Origin of the sequence: Corynebacterium sp. LK10 (genome assembly GCF_008042455.1) — a bacterium.
In the GTDB taxonomy this organism is placed as follows: domain Bacteria; phylum Actinomycetota; class Actinomycetes; order Mycobacteriales; family Mycobacteriaceae; genus Corynebacterium; species Corynebacterium jeikeium_D.
In genome coordinates this window covers 45,779-63,611 of sequence record NZ_NOVT01000014.1, presented here as the reverse complement: position 1 = coordinate 63,611, position 17,833 = coordinate 45,779, and the positions used below count along the sequence as shown (strand labels likewise).

The window sequence follows — 17,833 nt, the reverse complement described above, 5'->3', positions numbered from 1 at the left end:
CCGGGAGGTAATCTCTGGTGTTATCCATGATGCAATGACCGCCTGACCCTACCCGCCATTTTTGTCATAAACGCAGTCAGTAACTCGGCGTTCTTGCCCCCTCCCCTTCTACATCCCCAAAACGCAAAATCCCCCGGCCTTACGACCGGGGGATTTTGTTCCTTGTGGAGCTTAGGGGAATCGAACCCCTGACCTCCTGCTTGCAAAGCAGGTGCTCTACCAATTGAGCTAAAGCCCCGTACACCGAGCAATTATACCTTGTTCGGCAGTGGGCCTAGGAGGACTTGAACCTCCGACCCCTTCGTTATCAGCGAAGTGCTCTAACCGCCTGAGCTATAGGCCCCGTGGAACGAGATATAACTTAACCCGTAACCATGACACTTCACAAATCGCCTGGTCAGCGGCCTAAATATTGAGTTAAAAAGCAGTCATTAAGTAGTCATTACGGCTACTCCATAACCAGATCACTGAAAACACCTCTGAACCAACGCGGCCCCGGGGCCACCGAACGGGGGTGACACCGGGGCCAGCGGGAGGCTAGGCAGCCTAGTCGTCGTCGGCAAGCGAAATCTTGAGACCTCCGACGAGACCGCCGCAAGCGTTGTAGATGACCGCGCCGAGGGCCATGAGCCCAATCGACAGCACCCACCACAGCGCTCCTACAGCGGCCGCCAGGCCAAGGACGAGACCCGCGCTGATGGAATCCTCCCCGCCGACCATTTCACTAATCGGAGCGAGCAATCCCATCCCGGAGAGCAAGAGGTAGAGCAGGCCAACCGCGGCAAGCCAGACGAGGAAGCAAATGAAACCAGTGGCCGCCGTAATGCGCATGGCGGACCAGGGGCTCACCTTGTCGACTACCAAGTTAGTTTCGGCCATGCGCTTACTCCTTCTCCGCCTCCGAGTCACCGGACTCGGCAGCACCGGTGCTCTTGGTGGCGCCGGTGCGCTTCGGGACTACGTCCAAGGTTCCGGCCTCAGAGACCTTAGAAGCGGTCTCTTCGCCCTCATCCTCGACGTTGCGGTCGATAGCCAGCAGTTCCACGCCGTCAGCGAGGTTGACCAGGCGCACGCCCTTAGTGGCACGCGAGGTGGCGCGAATCTCGTTGACGTTGGTGCGGATGATGTCGCCGGCGGAGGTGACAGCGAAGATTTCGTCGTCGTTGTCCACCACCAGGGCGCCCATCAGCGGACCACGCTTCGGGTCGTACTTGAGCGTCAGCACGCCCATACCGCCGCGGTTCTGCGGGGTGTACTCGCTGAGCTTGGTCTTCTTGCCGAAGCCGCCGGTCGTTGCGACCAGCAGGTTGTGCTCTTCCTCGACCACGACCATGCTGAGCAGCTTGTCGTCGCCCTTGAAGCGCATGCCCTGGACACCGGCAGTGGCGCGGCCCATCGGGCGCAGCGCGTCGTCGGAGGCGGTGAAGCGGATAGCCTGGCCGCGCTCGGAGACGAGCAGCAGGTCATCGTCAGCAGAGCACAGACGGGCACCGATGAGGGAGTCGCCTTCGCGCAGGTTGATGGCAATCAGGCCAGCGGAACGAGCGGACTCGTAGTCCTCCAAACGGGACTTCTTTACCTTGCCCTCGCTGGTGGCCAGCACCAGGTACGGGCTGTCCTGGTAGCTCTGAATCTGCAGCACCTCGGCGATGCGCTCCTCCGGCTGGAACTCCAGCAGATTGGCGACATGCTGGCCGCGGGCGGCGCGAGTGGCCTCCGGCAGTTCGTAGGCCTTGAGTCGGTAGACGCGACCCTTGTTGGTGAAGAACAGAATCCAGTCGTGCGTGGAGCAGACGAAGAAGTGGCGGACAATGTCGTCCTGCTTCAGGTCCGCACCGCGCACGCCCTTGCCACCACGGCGCTGGGCCTTGTAGGCATCGACCTTGGTGCGCTTGGCGTAGCCCGTGGAAGTAATGGTCACAACCACGTTTTCGCGGGCGATGAGGTCCTCTTCGGTGACGTCGCCCTCAGCGGCCACAATCTGGGTACGACGGTCATCGCCGTACTTCTCCACGACCTCGCCCAGCTCTTCCTTAACGATGGCGCGCTGACGCTCCGGCTTGGCCAGGATGTCCTTCAGGTCGGCGATCTCGAGCTCGATCTCAGCCAACTCGTCAATGATCTTCTGGCGCTCCAGAGCAGCCAGACGACGCAGCTGCATCGCCAAAATGGCGTCAGCCTGAATCTCGTCGATTTCGAGCAGACCCATCAGGCCCGTGCGCGCGGTATCAACCGTGGCAGACCGGCGAATCAGAGCGATGACCTCGTCCAACATATCCAGGGCCTTGACCAGGCCGCGCAGGATATGGGCGCGCTTTTCCTTCTCGTCCAGGCGGAACTGGGTCCGTCGAACAATGACCTCAATCTGGTGGGCGACATACAGCGTCACCATCTGGTCAATGCGCAGCGTACGCGGCACACCGTCGACGATGGCGAGCATGTTCGCACCGAAGCTGGTCTGCAGCTGGGAGTGCTTGTACAGGTTGTTCAGCACCACACGCGGTACGGCGTCGCGCTTGAGCTTGACGACGATACGCATGCCCCACTTCAGGTCAGATTCGTCATCAATCGAGGCAATGCCCTGCAGACGCCCGTCCTTGACCTGATCCGCGATGTTGGCAATCATGCGGTCCGGGTTGACCTGGTACGGCAGCTCAGTGATGACAATCGACTGACGAGTGCCCTCCTGCTCAATCGAGGTCACACCGCGCATGCGAATCGAACCACGGCCGGTGGTGTAGGCCTCCTTGATGCCCTTATCGCCGACAATTTGGGCGGCAGTTGGGAAATCCGGGCCCTTGATGCGCTCCATGACCGCATCCAGCGTGGTCTTTTCATCCGCTTCCGGGTTGTCCAGGCACCAGTTGATGGCATCCGCGACCTCACGCAGGTTGTGCGGTGGGATATTGGTGGCCATACCGACGGCAATACCGCCGGAGCCGTTCATCAACAGCTGCGGGACACGCGACGGCAGAATAACCGGCTCTGTCGTACGACCGTCGTAGTTCGGCTGGAAATCGACGGTGTTTTCGCGAATGTCGCGCACCATTTCCATGGCCAACGGCGTCAGACGGGCCTCGGTGTAACGCATAGCTGCGGGGCCGTCGTCACCGCGGGAGCCGAAGTTACCCTGACCGTCGACAAGCGGATAGCGCATGGACCACGGCTGCGCCATGCGCACCATGGTGTCGTAAATAGCGATGTCGCCGTGCGGGTGGTAGTTACCCATCGTGTCCGAAACCGGCTTTGCGGACTTCACATAGCCGCGCTCCGGGCGGTAGCCGTTGTCGAACATGGCGTAGAGAATGCGGCGGTGCACCGGCTTGAGACCATCACGGATCTCCGGCAGCGCACGGCCAACAATCACGCTCATGGCGTAGTCGATATAGCTCGACTGCATCTCTTCATTGATGTCGATCGGGCGAACCTGGTGGCCCAATACTCCACTTCCGAAAGATGAGCCGTCGTTGTTGTTATCGTCGCTCAATGACTGCTTCCTTTACTTAAAAGAGGTTCGCATCCATTCTACAGGGCTTTAGAGCCCGCTTTACGACGCCGTGTGCAACTTTTCGATACCATTGTGGTATCAAATCTGGGTTTTAGGCCTAGTAGAGACGAATAAGACGGCACAAGCTAGGCAGCAAGGAGCAAATGCGATGGCGATGACCTTGAGACTCACGAAAGAACAGGACACCGCTCTGGCGCTGCTGGCGCACATGGAGGGCGTGTCTAAACACGAGGCCGCCATTCGCGCCATCGAATCCGCCGCAGCGAGAGCCCTTCAGCAAGGTCAGGCTCGGGAAATTACGGCAAGCGTAATTGATACTGACATGGCGCTGCTGCGAAAGTTGAGCTCCCCAAGGCCCCGGGGAGCACAGGAATGAGCACGCCCCAGATTCAGCCTCTCAGCGAGGCCGCTATCCTGGCGGCCACCGATGAACTGGTGGCCACAGTGCCGGAATTGGTCGACGCTACACTTGCGAGGCCGTGGACAATCAGCGCTATTGTCGCCGCCAGCTCAGGAGTCATTGCTGGTCACCGTAGCTTTCCCGCGATTTCTGCGGCAGCGCAGGCGGTCGCTTACGCAACGTTTCACGTGAAACCACTAAGTTTTGGCAACACCGCACTGGGCGCACTACTTGCACACATACTCCTCACCACCAACGGCGAAGAGCTGTCATTCGCAGAGACGTGGGATCTGGTCAAAGGCGGCACTTAGCCGGGGACAGGGCCTAGTCACTCTTTCGGGTAAACGGGCTGGTCGGAATGCGATTGCCGGACTCCAGCCGGCCCGTGTAATACGCCGTGGCCTCACCTTCAGCCAGCTCAACCTCGTACCAACCATCACGGACATAATCAGCCGTCCGGTCCTGCCCGCCAACTAGAACACGTCCCGCCGCGTGCTCCAAAGTGACCTCCGGCAACTCTTTCGCCGTCTTGCTGAATACACGCAGGAAGCGGTCCGGGCCGCACACGGTAAGTTCGCGCTCCAGGAGTCCAATTCGCAGCTCTAACGTACCGAGCACCGTGTGATGCTCCACCTTATTGCCACTGTAAACAGCGAAAACAGCCTCACGGGAACCGTCATTGACCAGTACAAGATTGCCGTCTTTGAGGTAGACGTGCAGCCGGTACGGTGTCGGCAGCGCGGTCGCCTGCTCGGACTCCTGCACCGGATAGTCACCGGCCGGCTCCGCCTCCCAGCGCTTCACAAACTCTGGCGCTGGTCCCGGCTGCTCTGGAAGCTGCATTCCCGCAGATGCCGAGAAGTCGAGTGTGGATACCAAATCACCACATACCCGACGACGCCAATCAGTGATATTTCCGCAGCTCACGCCGGTGACTTGCTCCAGGAAACGGATCACCGAAGTGTGATCGAAGACCTCTGAGGACACCAAACCACCCACCGACCACGGTGAAATGACAGTCATCGGGACACGGAACCCGAGCCCCTTCGGCTTGCCCAGGTACCACTCCCCCGGCTCATTCTTCGGCGGCAGCGGCGGCACCACATGGTCGAAGTAACCATCAAACTCGTCAAAGTTAATCAGGAAGACGGTCTTGGCCCACACCTCCCGGTTGGAGGCCAACGCATCCAACAGGCGGTAAGTGATATTCGCCGACTGAATCGGCGAGGACGCTCCCGGGTGCTCGCTTTCCGCGGCCGAAGGCACAATCCAGGAGACCTTTGGCAGCTGCCCGGATTCAACATCCCGTCGGAAAGCGTCGGTTAGCGTGCCCGGCTGGCGGCGGTGCAGCGCGCGATCATAGAGATCCCGTTCCGCCTCAGACAGCTTCTCCACAGCGGCATTCAGGCGGTCGACCATCTGCTGCTGCTCTGCAGTTGGCGGCATCCCATCGCCCAGTTCCAGCAGCTTCTCGTGGAAGCCCGTCATGTCGAGACCAGGCAGCCCGGCCTCACGAATGACCTTGCGGCCAATATTTCGAAACGCGGCGAAGAAATCCAGGTTGTTGTCCGTGTAGTTATCCCACTCCTGGTAGACGCGCCATGGCACCCCAGCCGCCGAGAGATCCTCGGCATACGTGCGCCACCTGTACCCCGGGTGCGTCGGCTCGTACGCCGCATTGCCAACCGCTCCAGTCCCCCACGGTTCCTTTCGGGTATCACCCGAAAACAGGTAGTTGCGGTTCGGGCTTGTCGACGTAGGCATCGAGGAAAAGTAACCATCGCAGATAGTGAACGTCTCTGCGAGAGCGAATTGGAACGCGATGTCCTGACGGTCATAACAGGCCATCGTGCCGTTGCCCTTGGCCTCGATCCAGCCATTACAGCGGCCGCCGTTTAGTGCAACCTGCCCGTCTTCCCAACCGTGCGGCAAACTTGCAATGTACTCCACCGAGAGATCACCGCGATTAGCGGCGTTGCGAATCAGGTATGGACTGACCCCACTCTGGTTGAAAACGCCCGGCAAAGCGGAATTGTCGTTGTACCCCCGCACACCTCGGAGAGTGCCGAAGTAGTGATCAAAAGAGCGGTTTTCCTGCATCAACACGACAACGTGCTCGACCTGGTCGAGGGAGCCAGCCGGTCGGGGCTGCGCGAGTGCATGGCGCAATGATGGCGGCAGCAGCGTGCTCGCAGCGGTGATAGCACCGACTCCTGCGGCGGTCTGCAGGAAGTGCCGACGGGAAAATTCAGATATATTTTTAGGTGAAGTTGCCATAGGCATCTACGTTAAGAAGCGCAGATTACCAGCTGGAAAATTGCGGTTTAAATTTCCTCAATAAACTGCTCTAGACGGTCAACCACAGCCTGTGGCTCACGCGCCCAGCGGTTGTGACCAAGGCGTTGCTCAATAAACTCGTACCTCGCCGAATTCGGCAACATCCGAACCAACGCTTGCGCAGATTCCGCTGGGCAATCACGGTCACCGCCACAGTTCAGCAATAACGCTGGGGTAGTTACTTTCGGCATCTCAGCGGCATAGTCGATGTCTGCACCCCGTGGTCGCAGCAAGCCCGTGCGCGAGAAGCGCGCCCACTCCACCACATGATTGCGAGCCTGCCGACCGTAACCGGCCACATCGAACCTGCCTGCCGGCCAATAACCCAAAATCTGGGATACCACCTGCATAAATGGTGCACCGTAACGAAGCCGCTTGTACTCGTTGCCAGTAAAACACCTATAGTGCGGGGTGCCGGATCCGACCATCACCACGCCGGCCACATCCGCTTCCGGTCGGGCCAAATACAGAGAAGCAATCTGGCCGCCCATGGAATGACACAGCAAATAAACGGGAAGCTTCTCCCCTGCTGCCAGATGGTCGAATTCCTTCCGAGCACGAGCCACCGCCAAGGGATAATCCACCGACGCTAAATCCTGGTAGCCCCAATTGTGACGGCGGGTGGCCACCGCAGTCTGGTTACCCTGGCCGCGTAACTCCGAGGTCAGGACGCAAAAACCTCGACGCTGTAACTCTTGGGCAATCGGCCGGTAGTAGCGAGCACCCATGCCAAAGCCCGGCCAAATAACGACAATGCCCCGAGGCGAACCTTCGGGAAACCGAAGCGCCATCGGGGTCACGGAGCCATCTGGCAATGTCTCCTGCACAATACGTGGCACGACTGGCGGTTCCCCGTTGACCATGCTTCCCCGAGTATCTTCCATTTCATAAACATTAATGGCTGAACGGAGGTTTTGTCAGGGGAACCGACAAGCCGATAACCAGACTTGGTATCGGCTTAGACGTCGAGGAAGCGAACGTCCTTCGCATTACGGGTAATGAACGAACGTCGTGAAGCGACGTCATCGCCCATCAGAATGGTGAACAGTTCGTCCGCCTTCTGCGCGTCCTCGAGGGCGACCTTACGCAGCACGCGGTGATCCGGATCCATGGTGGTATCCCACAGCTCAGCGGCGTTCATCTCACCGAGACCCTTGTAACGCTGAACACCATCGTCCTTGTTGATCTTGCGGTTGGCAGCCAGCCCCTCTTCCAGCAGCTGATCGCGCTCAGCATCGGAGTAGGCGTAGCCCGGCTCACCCTTGGCCCACTTGAGCTTGTACAGCGGCGGCTGGGCGAGGTAGACGTGCCCTTCATCAATCAGCGGACGCATCAGACGGAACAGCAGCGTCAGTAGCAGCGTGGCAATGTGCTGACCATCGACGTCGGCGTCGGCCATCAGCACAATCTTGTGGTAGCGCAGCTTCTCGATGTCGAATTCGTCGTGAATACCGGTGCCCAGCGCCGTAATAATGGCCTGGACCTCGTTATTCTTCAGCGTCTTATCCAGGCGCGCCTTCTCGACGTTCAAAATCTTACCGCGTAGCGGCAAAATGGCCTGGAACAGCGAGTTTCGGCCTGCCTTTGCAGAACCACCTGCGGAGTCACCCTCCACGATGAACAGCTCGGACTGCTTCGGATCCTTCGAACGGCAGTCCGCCAACTTACCCGGAAGACCGCCAAGATCGGTCGCGGACTTACGACGCACCAGGTCACGGGCCTTACGAGCCGCCTGACGGGCATGTGCCGAAGCAATGGCCTTGTTAACAATGGCCTTGGCCTCAGCCGGATTGGCCTCCAGCCAGTGACCGATGTGCTCATTAGTCATGCGCTGGACGAAGGAACGCACCTCGGTGTTACCGAGCTTCGTCTTCGTCTGGCCCTCAAACTGCGGATCGGCGACCTTCACCGAAATCACGGCAGCGAGACCTTCACGGCAATCCTCACCGGAGAGGTTGTTTTCCTTCTCCTTCAACAGGCGGTGCTCACGCGCATAGCGGTTCATCAGCGATGTCAACGCAGAACGGAAGCCCTCTTCGTGCGTGCCACCCTCAATGGTGTTAATGGTGTTGGCGAAGGTGTGCACCGACTCGGAGTAACCCGAGTTCCACTGCATGGCAATCTCGACCTCGTGGCCGTCACCTGCAGCATCGAAGGAAATGATGGTCGGGTGGATGATGTTCTTCGACTTGTTCAGAGTCTCGACATAATCCCGCAGACCATTCGGGTAGTGGAAGACCTTACGGCGCTCCTTCGGCTTGGTGGTCTTCTCTGCCTTCTCCTTCTGCTCCTCAACCGCATCCTTGGCGATTTCAGCGGATTCGGTCTCCGCCTGCTCCGCCAGAGCCTCAGCCTCGAGCTCCTCCTCGGAGACACGCTTGTCCACCAACGTGATGGTCAGGCCCTTGTTCAAAAACGCCATCTCGCGCAGGCGGCGAGAAATGGTGTCGAACTTGAAATCGGTGGTCTCAAAAATCTCCGGATCCGGCCAGAAACGCTGCGTGGTACCCGAACCGCGAGTCTTCTTACCTCGGATAATTTCTTCCGGAACAGCCTGGTCGAAGTTCTGGTACCAGGTGTAGCCATCGCGGATGACCTCGGTTTCCATGCGGGTCGACAGCGCGTTAACCACCGAAATACCCACACCGTGCAGACCACCGGAAACAGCGTAGGACTCGGAGTCAAACTTGCCGCCGGCGTGCAGCTGAGTCATAACCACCTGCACCGTCGGCATACCCGACGGGTGCATTTCGACAGGAATACCACGGCCGTTATCGCGGACCTGAACGCCGCCGTCTTCCAGCAGAGTGACCTCAACATCGGTGGCGTAACCCGCCATCGCCTCGTCGACGGAGTTGTCTACAACCTCCCACACCAGGTGGTGCAAGCCACGCTCACCAGTCGAGCCAATGTACATACCCGGCCGCTTACGCACGGCCTCGAGGCCCTCGAGGATGGTAATCGATGAGGCGTCATATTGATGTTCGGTAGCAGCCACGGTTCGGCGCGTCTCCTATTCTTGGTTCTCTCCCCGCGCAACATTCGTCAGCGCGCGAAAAATAGGCCGGCGGTCAAGCGCTATCAGCGCCAGCCAGAACTACATAGGACTACTAGATAGGTCTGGCTAGTTTGGAAGTCGATAACGTCTCAAGAACCGCCTGCCGGTTTTCTCCTGCCCATCTTACCCCAACGTAGTCCCCTACTGTGGATATAGCCGATGCGCTCAAAGGACCAAATTTCGCAGTTTTACGCATACCGACGGCTAATCGTAGACCGTTTACCGACCTTTACCCGTAAGTATCACGCGGTCCTCGGCCCTCGATGTGCAATTTGCCCTTGCGCCAATTCGGCGCTTTCGGCCCCAGCACCTTAATTTCCTCAACCACTCCATCCCCGACGCGTTCCGCGATCGACTTCAAAACCTGTCGCTGTGCCAGCCGCAGCTGTGTTGCCCATGCTGTCGATTGGCACTCGACCACCAAAGTGCCGTCCTTGAACTCCTTGACCTGGGAGTGTTCCGCGACAACCTTGCCGACCATCGAATCCCACTCCGTCATAATCACACCGTGGGCAATGTGGATCTGCCAGCCGCGATCGACTACTGCCTTATTCAGCACCGCACCAATCGGCGCAGGTCGACGGTCATATTTCCGGTACAGCCGAATCCCCGCCTCCTTCAATAGGCTCGGCGAAATCACCGTTCCGGCACGATCTCGCACCACTGCTTGCGCTGCCCGCTGCTTATCGACGTCCGCAACGATCCCCTCCGCGGCCTTCACAGGCACACGGCTATCGAGGCCAGACCACGAGCCCTTCTTCTTCGGTGGCCGCTGGAGATTCGGTAACTTGTGACCGCCCTCCTTTGCAGCATCGCGCATGCGGAAGAAAGCGTCACTGATCAGGTCGTTTTCCTCTTCCGGTGAGTTATCCGGCTCCATGTTCTCGACCATACCCGTCACTCTTCCGCGACTGGGTTTTCATCCAGCAGTGAGATTCGCCCCTGCTCAGTCTGCGCCACCGTTACCGTGTGATGGGTCACCGAAGAATCCTCGACCAGTGCCTGAGGCAACTCCTCTCCCACCGCCGAGGTGATCAACACCTGCTCAGCCTGCTGCGCAATTTCCATGAGAGCTTCCCGACGATGCCGGTCGAGCTCCGCAAACACGTCGTCAAGCACCAAAATCGGGTCGGGTCCATCGGCCCGGAGCAAAAAGTACGCGCCGAGACGCAGCGCGAGTGCAAAAGACCAGGTTTCGCCGTGGCTAGCAAAGCCCTTGGCGGGGTCATTGCCGAGAATGAGGTCGAGATCATCGCGATGCGGACCAACGAGACAGGAACCGCGCTCAATCTCCGCGGTGCGGCGCTCCGCCATCTTCGTCAGCAGCAGTGCCTCGAGCAGCTCCGGTTCGCTGGGCAATGGCCCGCCATCCAGGCTGTCGACCTTCGGCGCATAGGCGATCGTGGCTGGGCGCGAGTGCGGGGCAAGCGTGGCATAGGCCTCGCTGACATGCTCGGAAAGCTCGGCGATCAAATCCATACGCGCAGCCATTAACGCCGCTCCCACCTGCGCCAATTGCGCATCCCAGGTATCCAGCGTGCTCAGTGCGGCCTGCCCCTCCGAGGAAGAATAGCCACGGCGCAGCGTCGAGCCCGCCGACTTCAGCAGCGCATTCTTCTGACGCAAAATCTTGTCATATTGAATGCGGATACCGGCGGACAGTGGCCGTCGTAAAGCGAGCAAATCATCGATGTATCGGCGACGGGAAGCGGGCTCGCCCTTGACCAGCGTGAGATCCTCGGGCGAGAAAAAGACCGACTTAACGATCCCCAGCAGCTCCCGCGGAGACTTCAGCCGCGTGCGATTAATCTGCGCCTGATTCGCGCGATGCGGATTGATGAGCAGATGCGCCGTCAGCTCGCGGCCATCATTGACCGCCGTCGCCGAAATGCGTGCCGACGGGGTCCCCGAACGAACCAGCGGAGCATCCGTAGACACTCGATGCGAGCCGAGCGTGGAGAGATACCCAACGGCCTCGACGATATTGGTCTTGCCGTAGCCATTTTGCCCGGTAAATACGGTAATTCCAGGCGTGAACTCGACTTCCAACTCCGGCCAGGAGCGGAAGTCCCGCAAGGACAAATACCGAATGTGCATAGCCGCAAACTAGCCCGGCAGGCGCACAGGCATCAGCAGGTAAGTGAAGTCGGTCTCCGGCGTTGGGTAGAAGCCGTCCTCACCGAGCTCCGGGATAGCTTCCGGCTCTGGAATGAGAATCGCGGGACGCGACGGCTGCGTAAAGCCCAGCAGAACGCGGTGGGAGCGAACAGCGCTGAGCCCCTCGAGCAGGTACTGCGGGTTGAAGGCGATCAGAAGTGGTTCCCCATAGAAGTTGCAGGCCACAGTCTCTTCTGCGTGACCGACCTCGTCGCCATGAGCGGAAAGGACAACCTGGCCATCGGAGAAGTCCATGCGAATCTGCGCACCGTGATCCGCCATCAGAGACACACGACGGATGGCATCCTGCAGCTGGTCAACACGAGCAACAGCCATGGAGGAATGCTGCTTCGGCAGCAGCGGACGGAACTTCGGGAACTCGGCGTCCAGCAGTCGCGTGGTAGTGCGACGAGGATCGGCGAGGATAGCCAGCAGACCTTCAGAGCCGACCTCACGATCATCGGATCCGTCGCCGAATGCCAAGGTCACTGGCTCGCTGGAAGTGGTATCGAGAGTGCGGGCAGTCTCCGCGAATGTCTTTGCCGGGATGAGCAGCTTGGTCTCCCCCTCAGGGATCTGCGCCCACTCGAAACTGCGAACCGCCAGGCGGAAACGGTCGGTGGCAGCGAGAGTGACCTCGTTACCTTCGGTTTCCATCCGGATGCCGGTCAGCATCGGCAGCGACTCATCCTTGCCGGCAGCGATAGCGACCTGACCAATAGCCTCAGCCAGCAGAGCAGCACCGACAGTACCGGTAGCAGCCGGAGCTTCTGGTAGCTGAGGGTAATCCTCCAAGGTCAGGCTTGGTAGCTCGAAGCGGGAAGAACCACAGCGAACGATGACCTTCGTGCCATCAAAGTGCATCTCTACCTGCTTATTCGGCAACTTAGAGACAATGTCAGAAACCAACTTGCCATTGACGGCGAAGCGACCGGGCTCATCGACCTCTGCACTAATACGAATCTGAGTCGAGACCTCGTAGTCATAGCCAGCGAGCTGCAGACCATTGTCATCCGCGAGAAAAATCATGCCACGCAGAATCGGCTGAGTCGGGCGTGCAGGCAGGTTACGAGCAACCCAGCTCACCGCACCCGCGAGATCGTCCTTAGCCGCGCGAATACGGACTTCGGTCTGCTCCATCGTTCCTCCACCGGTATTGGATGTCTGTTATTAGCCGTCTTTTGTGTTGTCAGCACGCTATGTCAGCGCACATGACTGGAGTTACAAAGATTCCATCGTACAACTCTACTGCAGACTGCCAAAGACCTCACTGGGATTCTTGTAGTCCGTCTAGTGCTTGATCGTAGTTCTTACTCGTTCTTGGCATTTATGAAGTTGTGCGCGAGAGGTTGCTTGCCAGAGGTTGTGCGCAGGCCCCCTTTTATCTAGAAGTTTCTAGAGATTTTTAAAGTCGGGAGTAGTAATAGGGGGTGTGCACATTGTGAAATTACATGATTCCCGCTGGTCTTCACTGATTTCGCGCTGTGGATAACCAGTGCGTCTAACTGTGGATAACTTGGGTGTCTGTGGATAGTGTTCGGGCTTCATCTTTCATCCACAAAATTTAGGAGTTGTCCACAGCTCTGTGCACGGAAAAACCGCAGTTAATAACAAGAATTCCGCACGCCGAACCCAAGGATTTTAAGCCGTGCCGCGAGCTCGGTCACGAATGCGTGTAGTCAGGTCGTTGACCTGGTCCTTTGAGGGCTTTTTCTCCTGAATTTCCTTAACAATCTTGCGTTCAGCGTGCAAAACCGTCGAATGGTCACGATTTCCGAACTCTCGGCCAATCGACGGCAACGAAAGCTCGGTGAAGGACCTCGTCAGGTACATAGCAATCTGGCGTGCATGAGCGACCGGGCGAGTCTTACCCGGGCCCACCAAATCCGCAACCGTTAAGTCGAAGTACTCAGCCGTGGTGGAGATGATGATCTCCGGGGTAATCTGCACCTCGATTTCGTCGGCACCGAGGATCTCCTGCGCAAACTTCAAGGTCACAGGCTCATGAATCATGGATGCGTGAGCACTAATCTGCAGGAGACGCCCCTCGAGCTCACGAATAGAAGACGAGGTGTTCTCCGCGATGTACTGGAGTACATCATGCGGAACGACCAAATCAGACAGCTGTGCCTTCTTCGACAGAATTGCGATTCGCGTCTCCAAGTCCGGGTATTGCAGATCCGGATTGAGCCCCCACTGGAAGCGGGTACGAAGGCGATCCTCCAGGGTCTTAAGCTCGCGTGGTGGGCGGTCCGACGACAGCACAATTTGGTGATTGGACTGGTGCAGGGCATTGAACGTATGGAAGAACTCTTCCTGTGTACCTTCCTTGCCCTCCAAGAACTGGATGTCATCGATGATGAGCATGTCCAAATCGCGGTAGCGACGCTTGAAGGATTCCTGGGCGTCGTCACGCACGGAATTAATGAAGTCGTTGGTGAACTCTTCCGAGGAAACGTAACGAACCCGCAGGTTAGGGTACAAATGCTTGGCGTAGTGACCAATGCCGTGGAGCAGGTGCGTCTTGCCAAGACCCGAACCGCCGGAGATAAACAGCGGGTTGTAGGTGCGCCCCGGAGACTCTGCAACAGCGACGGCGGCTGCGGCGGCGAATTTGTTCTGCGGACCAATAACGAAGGTCTCGAAGGTGTAGTTCGGGTTGAGGGTGGGCTCCTCGAAAGGCATGCTCATCTCGGTTGGAGTGCCGTGGCTCTCGGAACGGAAAGGACTTGTGACCTGGCGCTGATCAGCAATAGTCATCGGATTCTCGGCAGATGAGTGCGAAAGCCCCTGGGCCATTGAATCCACGGCGTCCATCGATCTGTGCTGTGACTGGGCACTTTGCTGATTATGGACATTTGGCTGATGCGTCTGCGGCACTTGTGGCATCTGTGTCGATCCCTGGTGCTGCTCGTGGAGATTGAAGTCGTTCGTATCTGCACTGGGGAACGGGTAGTTACGGCCAGACTGCTGCTGGTGCTGCTGCTGGTTTGGCTGTTGACGCTGAGCCTGCTGCGGACGCGAAGCTGCAGATGGCATCTGCCCCGAGTGCTGTGCAGATGGTTGAGTGGTCTCTGCTGCCTGGCTATCTTCAGCGTCGTCAGCAGGATCGGCAACGGTGATGACTGTTTCCAACTCCTCGCCGGTCAGCGAGGCTAAGACGGCCTCGATAATGCCCTTGAGCTCTTCTTTTACCAGTGCCTGCACCACTGGCGATTGAGTGCTGAGCAGGAAAAAACCTGGAAAGTCACCAGTGTGCGTCACTGACCGCAGCAGTGCCTTGTGTGGCGGGCGTAGTGGTGCAATGCCCAACTCCGGCGCACCTTCTGGTGAAGTCAGGATAGAAACGACCTGCTCCCAGAGTCCACCTGGCAATTCTGGTTGTTCGCTCACTGTGTGAATGTCCTTTTACATGTTTACGTTCATCAAATTTATCGAGGCGACCTGTTTTTGTGGAGTGTTTTTGGCATGGCGAGAGCGCCATATCTGCCCATTTGGGGGCTATTTCTTGTAATTCGCCCTGTGGGGTGTTTCTACACAAGGTGCTATACGCCCCGAGCAGGACTTCCACATGTTTGTCCACACCTGTGGATAAACCTTGTCGCTAATTGACTAACAGTTTATCCACAGTTTGCCCACAATGAAAAATAGCCCCCTAGTCTGCGTTTACCTAGGTAAACACGTTATTTCCCCTGCTCGCTGTGATTCATGGTGTGGAAGTTATCCACAGCTAATGGGATAAACACCCTGTGGATTGCAGTGCATAGGTCAGTATTTCCACAGGTCAACATCGGTACCGTCGGAAAACTTGGAAAATGATTCTCCAGGTAAATCCGGCGTGTTGATTTGAATTTTTCGCTCGATTCGACGTAACCTATCTGGGTGTTTCATATCCATTGAGATATGAGTCCGAGCTTGTGCTTGGACCCGACAGAACGCATGTAGCTTTCAATCTGTCGGTAAGTAATTTTTCCGTGCATCACGGGAATGCGTCAGACGCATCGCTGCCTCGCACTCGAAGCGAGGAGTTTACTGCGGTGTGTTCAGCGTGGACTCGTGGTCGTTTGAGTTTCAAGGAGTGTCAACCGTGTCGAAGCGGACGTTCCAGCCGAATAACCGCCGTCGTGCACGCGTGCACGGCTTCCGTACCCGTATGCGTACCCGTTCCGGTCGCGCCGTTGTGGCAGCACGCCGCAGCAAGGGCCGTGCCCGCCTGTCCGCTTAAGCAAGAGGACACCGATTTCGGTGCTCCCTCAGAGCAATAAGCTGCGTTCTTCGCGTGACTTCACGGTCACCGTACGACGTGGACGCCGAATCGGACGCAAGACCTTGGTCTTGCATATTCGTGACACCGCCGCTTCTGGCGGTGAAGATAAGACCGATACGCAGATTGCCAGGTTTGGTGGTCCGCGTGTCGGTCTTGTCGTATCTAAAGCTGTGGGCAACGCCGTGACTCGTCACGCTGTATCCCGCAGGCTCCGCCATGTTATGGCCGCGGCCGCGCAGAATCTTCCGTCCACCATGGACATTGTCGTTCGCGCGCTGCCTGCATCTGCCACAGCCACCAGCCAGGAGCTGTCCCACGATGTGCAATCGGCACTCGCCACATACGAACGTCGGCGCTAATTCGCTTGACGACGGCCCCCTCGCTCAGACCCCCGGCGCACGTGTGGCTGAGAGGGCGATTCTCTTCTACCGCCGTCGTATCTCTAATCTGAAGCCCACGAGCACATGTCGTTTTGAACCGACGTGCTCCGCATATGGTCTTGAGGCTGTGCGCCGTTTCGGAGCTATTCGTGGCCTGTGGCTGACTTTCTTGCGCATCTTCCGTTGCGCACCCTGGCATCCGGGTGGCTGGGATCCAGTTCCTGCCACATTCCCCGGCCTGGGTTCGTGGTTGAGGCGAATGCACAGGTAACCTCTAGTAATGCTTAGCCTTTGACGGGGCTTTGTAGACGAAGGCGCGAGTGCGCTGTCCCCTAAAGAACGGAGTGATCTTAGACCGTGCTCAATTTCGTGTATGTGCCGATTTCGGCCATCCTGTGGTTCTGGCATAAGGCCTCAGGTTTCCTATTCGATCCCTCCTCGGGTATCTCCTGGGTGCTGGCCATTATTTTGCTTGTGGTCACCATCCGTATCCTCCTGTTTAAGCCGATGCTGAACCAGCAGCGTTCTGCCATCAAGATGCAGCAGCTCGCTCCTGAGATGCAGGCCATCAAGGAGAAGTACAAGAACGATCAGCAGGCTCAGGCTCTTGCTATGCGCCAGCTACAGAAGGAAATGGGTGTCAACCCGCTCGGCGGCTGTTTGCCGATTCTGGTTCAGATGCCTGTGTTCATTGGCCTTTTCCACGTGCTGCGTTCGTTCAACCGAACGGGTACGACGGGCAATGCGCTTCGCATGTCGGTGGAGCAGAACTGGAATACGCCTAACTACGTCTTCGGTGTAGATGAGGTGCGGTCCTTCCTGCTGGCTCGTGTGCTCAATGCTCCACTGTCCAGTTCGGTTGGTATGGGCGAGGATCAATACGCAGCCTTTACTGTGCCTGGTACGCCTGCGGACTTCACCCGCATGGACATCATGATCGTTGCCATTCCGCTGATTGTTATTGCGGCACTTGCAACGCACTTCAACGCTCGCATGTCTGTTGACCGCACGCGTGCCCGCCAGGAAGCCGGTCTGGTGAAGCGCCAGGAAGGCGTTATGGGTCAGCAGATGGACATGATGAACAAGATGATGCTTTGGTTCTTCCCGATCATGATTCTTGTTACCGGTGCTTTCTGGCACATCGGTCTTCTTGTCTACATGGTGACTAACAACGTCTGGACCTACTTCCAGCAGCGCTACATCTTCGGCAAGCTGGATGAGGAAGAGAAGGAAGCTGTCGCAGCTAAGAAGGCTGCCAAGCGCGAGGCACAGGAGAAGCTCGCTCCGAAGGTTGGCCAGAAGCCAATCAATCCGAAGAAGGGTGGCAAGCGTCAGGCAGCGCAGAATGCGCAGCAGGCGCAGTCCGGTCAGGCCTCTGCAGCGAACAAGGCTTCTAGCCATCTTCCGGATGGTAATTCGGGGAAGGGACAGCAGGGCCCAGCCTCGAAGCCAGCGCCAGGACAGAAACCCGCAAATCGGAAGAACCGGAAGCGGAAAAAGAAATAGCTGAAGTGGAATCGCCCTTCGTCTACATAAGTTAATTAATCGAAACGCCCCGCAGTTGATGCGGGGCGTTTTTGCTTGCCTTCGTGCTCTATCGAGCAAACAACGTTACTGTTATTACAGGCATGTAATTTTCTCCGGGGCCTGGAGTTTGGCATCCAACTTTGATCAATGTTTCACGTGAAACATCGCTGTTGCACTGTCGTACACTAGGGGTAATGAA

The 17,833-nt window shown here is 57.8% G+C and carries 15 protein-coding genes and 2 tRNA genes; 6 read left to right on the top strand and 11 right to left on the bottom strand.

Translation table 11 applies throughout. The features are described from left to right. Window positions 1-165 precede the first annotated feature (165 nt). The 4 genes from CHU70_RS04470 to gyrA form a co-directional block, all read right to left on the bottom strand. Window positions 166-238: transfer RNA gene (locus tag CHU70_RS04470), tRNA-Ala, on the bottom strand. Window positions 239-269: 31 nt separating this feature from the next. Continuing rightward, window positions 270-343 (bottom strand) — tRNA-Ile (locus CHU70_RS04465). 203 nt (window positions 344-546) lie between these two features. Further along, a complete protein-coding gene (locus tag CHU70_RS04460; protein WP_016421749.1) occupies window positions 547-879 on the bottom strand; it encodes a DUF3566 domain-containing protein in 333 nt (110 codons plus the stop codon). Window positions 880-883: 4 nt separating this feature from the next. Next, window positions 884-3,400, bottom strand: a complete 2,517-nt coding sequence (gyrA, locus tag CHU70_RS04455) for a DNA gyrase subunit A (RefSeq protein ID WP_231367213.1) — start codon at window positions 3,398-3,400, stop codon at window positions 884-886. A 256-nt stretch (window positions 3,401-3,656) separates the two neighbouring features. Here gyrA and CHU70_RS04450 point away from each other — a divergent pair, with 256 nt between their 5' ends. Together CHU70_RS04450 and CHU70_RS04445 are read left to right on the top strand one after the other, a co-directional pair. Next, on the top strand, window positions 3,657-3,884 hold the full coding sequence (locus CHU70_RS04450) for a CopG family transcriptional regulator (protein WP_070827216.1): 228 nt from the start codon (window positions 3,657-3,659) through the stop codon (window positions 3,882-3,884). Further along, a complete protein-coding gene (locus tag CHU70_RS04445; RefSeq protein ID WP_016421746.1) occupies window positions 3,881-4,219 on the top strand; it encodes a hypothetical protein in 339 nt (112 codons plus the stop codon). Before CHU70_RS04450 ends, CHU70_RS04445 begins: the two co-directional genes overlap by 4 nt. 13 nt (window positions 4,220-4,232) lie before the next feature. On the opposite strand, the gene CHU70_RS04440 is transcribed toward CHU70_RS04445, so the two are convergent. From CHU70_RS04440 to dnaA, 7 genes are all read right to left on the bottom strand, one after another. Beyond that, window positions 4,233-6,185, bottom strand: coding sequence for an alkaline phosphatase family protein (locus CHU70_RS04440; protein ID WP_147719297.1), 1,953 nt, complete (start codon window positions 6,183-6,185; stop codon window positions 4,233-4,235). Window positions 6,186-6,232: 47 nt separating this feature from the next. Continuing rightward, on the bottom strand, window positions 6,233-7,129 hold the full coding sequence (locus tag CHU70_RS04435; RefSeq protein WP_338149070.1) for an alpha/beta fold hydrolase: 897 nt from the start codon (window positions 7,127-7,129) through the stop codon (window positions 6,233-6,235). 74 nt (window positions 7,130-7,203) lie between these two features. Then, window positions 7,204-9,243 (bottom strand): DNA topoisomerase (ATP-hydrolyzing) subunit B, encoded by a 2,040-nt coding sequence (gene gyrB / locus CHU70_RS04430; protein ID WP_016421743.1) that lies wholly within the window; start codon window positions 9,241-9,243, stop codon window positions 7,204-7,206. 289 nt (window positions 9,244-9,532) lie between these two features. Then, window positions 9,533-10,195: a DUF721 domain-containing protein gene (locus tag CHU70_RS04425; protein ID WP_005511606.1), complete on the bottom strand. Its 663-nt coding sequence runs from the start codon at window positions 10,193-10,195 to the stop codon at window positions 9,533-9,535. A 5-nt stretch (window positions 10,196-10,200) separates the two neighbouring features. After that, window positions 10,201-11,400 (bottom strand): DNA replication/repair protein RecF, encoded by a 1,200-nt coding sequence (recF, locus tag CHU70_RS04420; RefSeq protein WP_049170115.1) that lies wholly within the window; start codon window positions 11,398-11,400, stop codon window positions 10,201-10,203. A 9-nt stretch (window positions 11,401-11,409) separates the two neighbouring features. Further along, the gene (gene dnaN, locus CHU70_RS04415; RefSeq protein WP_147719298.1) at window positions 11,410-12,600 is read right to left on the bottom strand and encodes a DNA polymerase III subunit beta; all 1,191 of its coding nucleotides are present in this window, start codon (window positions 12,598-12,600) and stop codon (window positions 11,410-11,412) included. A 501-nt stretch (window positions 12,601-13,101) separates the two neighbouring features. Next, window positions 13,102-14,853, bottom strand: coding sequence for a chromosomal replication initiator protein DnaA (dnaA, locus tag CHU70_RS04410; RefSeq protein ID WP_147719299.1), 1,752 nt, complete (start codon window positions 14,851-14,853; stop codon window positions 13,102-13,104). A 694-nt stretch (window positions 14,854-15,547) separates the two neighbouring features. Between dnaA and rpmH the strand changes: the two genes are divergently transcribed. The 4 genes from rpmH to yidC all read left to right on the top strand — a co-directional run bounded on the left by rpmH (window position 15,548) and on the right by yidC (window position 17,613). Beyond that, on the top strand, window positions 15,548-15,685 hold the full coding sequence (rpmH, locus tag CHU70_RS04405; protein WP_005511646.1) for a 50S ribosomal protein L34: 138 nt from the start codon (window positions 15,548-15,550) through the stop codon (window positions 15,683-15,685). Between the two features lie 20 nt (window positions 15,686-15,705). Beyond that, window positions 15,706-16,086, top strand: coding sequence for a ribonuclease P protein component (rnpA, locus tag CHU70_RS04400; RefSeq protein ID WP_049170110.1), 381 nt, complete (start codon window positions 15,706-15,708; stop codon window positions 16,084-16,086). Further along, the gene (gene yidD, locus CHU70_RS04395) at window positions 16,046-16,378 is read left to right on the top strand and encodes a membrane protein insertion efficiency factor YidD (RefSeq protein ID WP_080969543.1); all 333 of its coding nucleotides are present in this window, start codon (window positions 16,046-16,048) and stop codon (window positions 16,376-16,378) included. Before rnpA ends, yidD begins: the two co-directional genes overlap by 41 nt. Before the next feature lie 86 nt (window positions 16,379-16,464). After that, window positions 16,465-17,613 carry a membrane protein insertase YidC gene (yidC, locus tag CHU70_RS04390; RefSeq protein WP_049189412.1) on the top strand — a complete coding sequence of 383 codons (1,149 nt, stop codon included), beginning with the start codon at window positions 16,465-16,467 and terminating at the stop codon, window positions 17,611-17,613. Window positions 17,614-17,833: the final 220 nt, after the last annotated feature.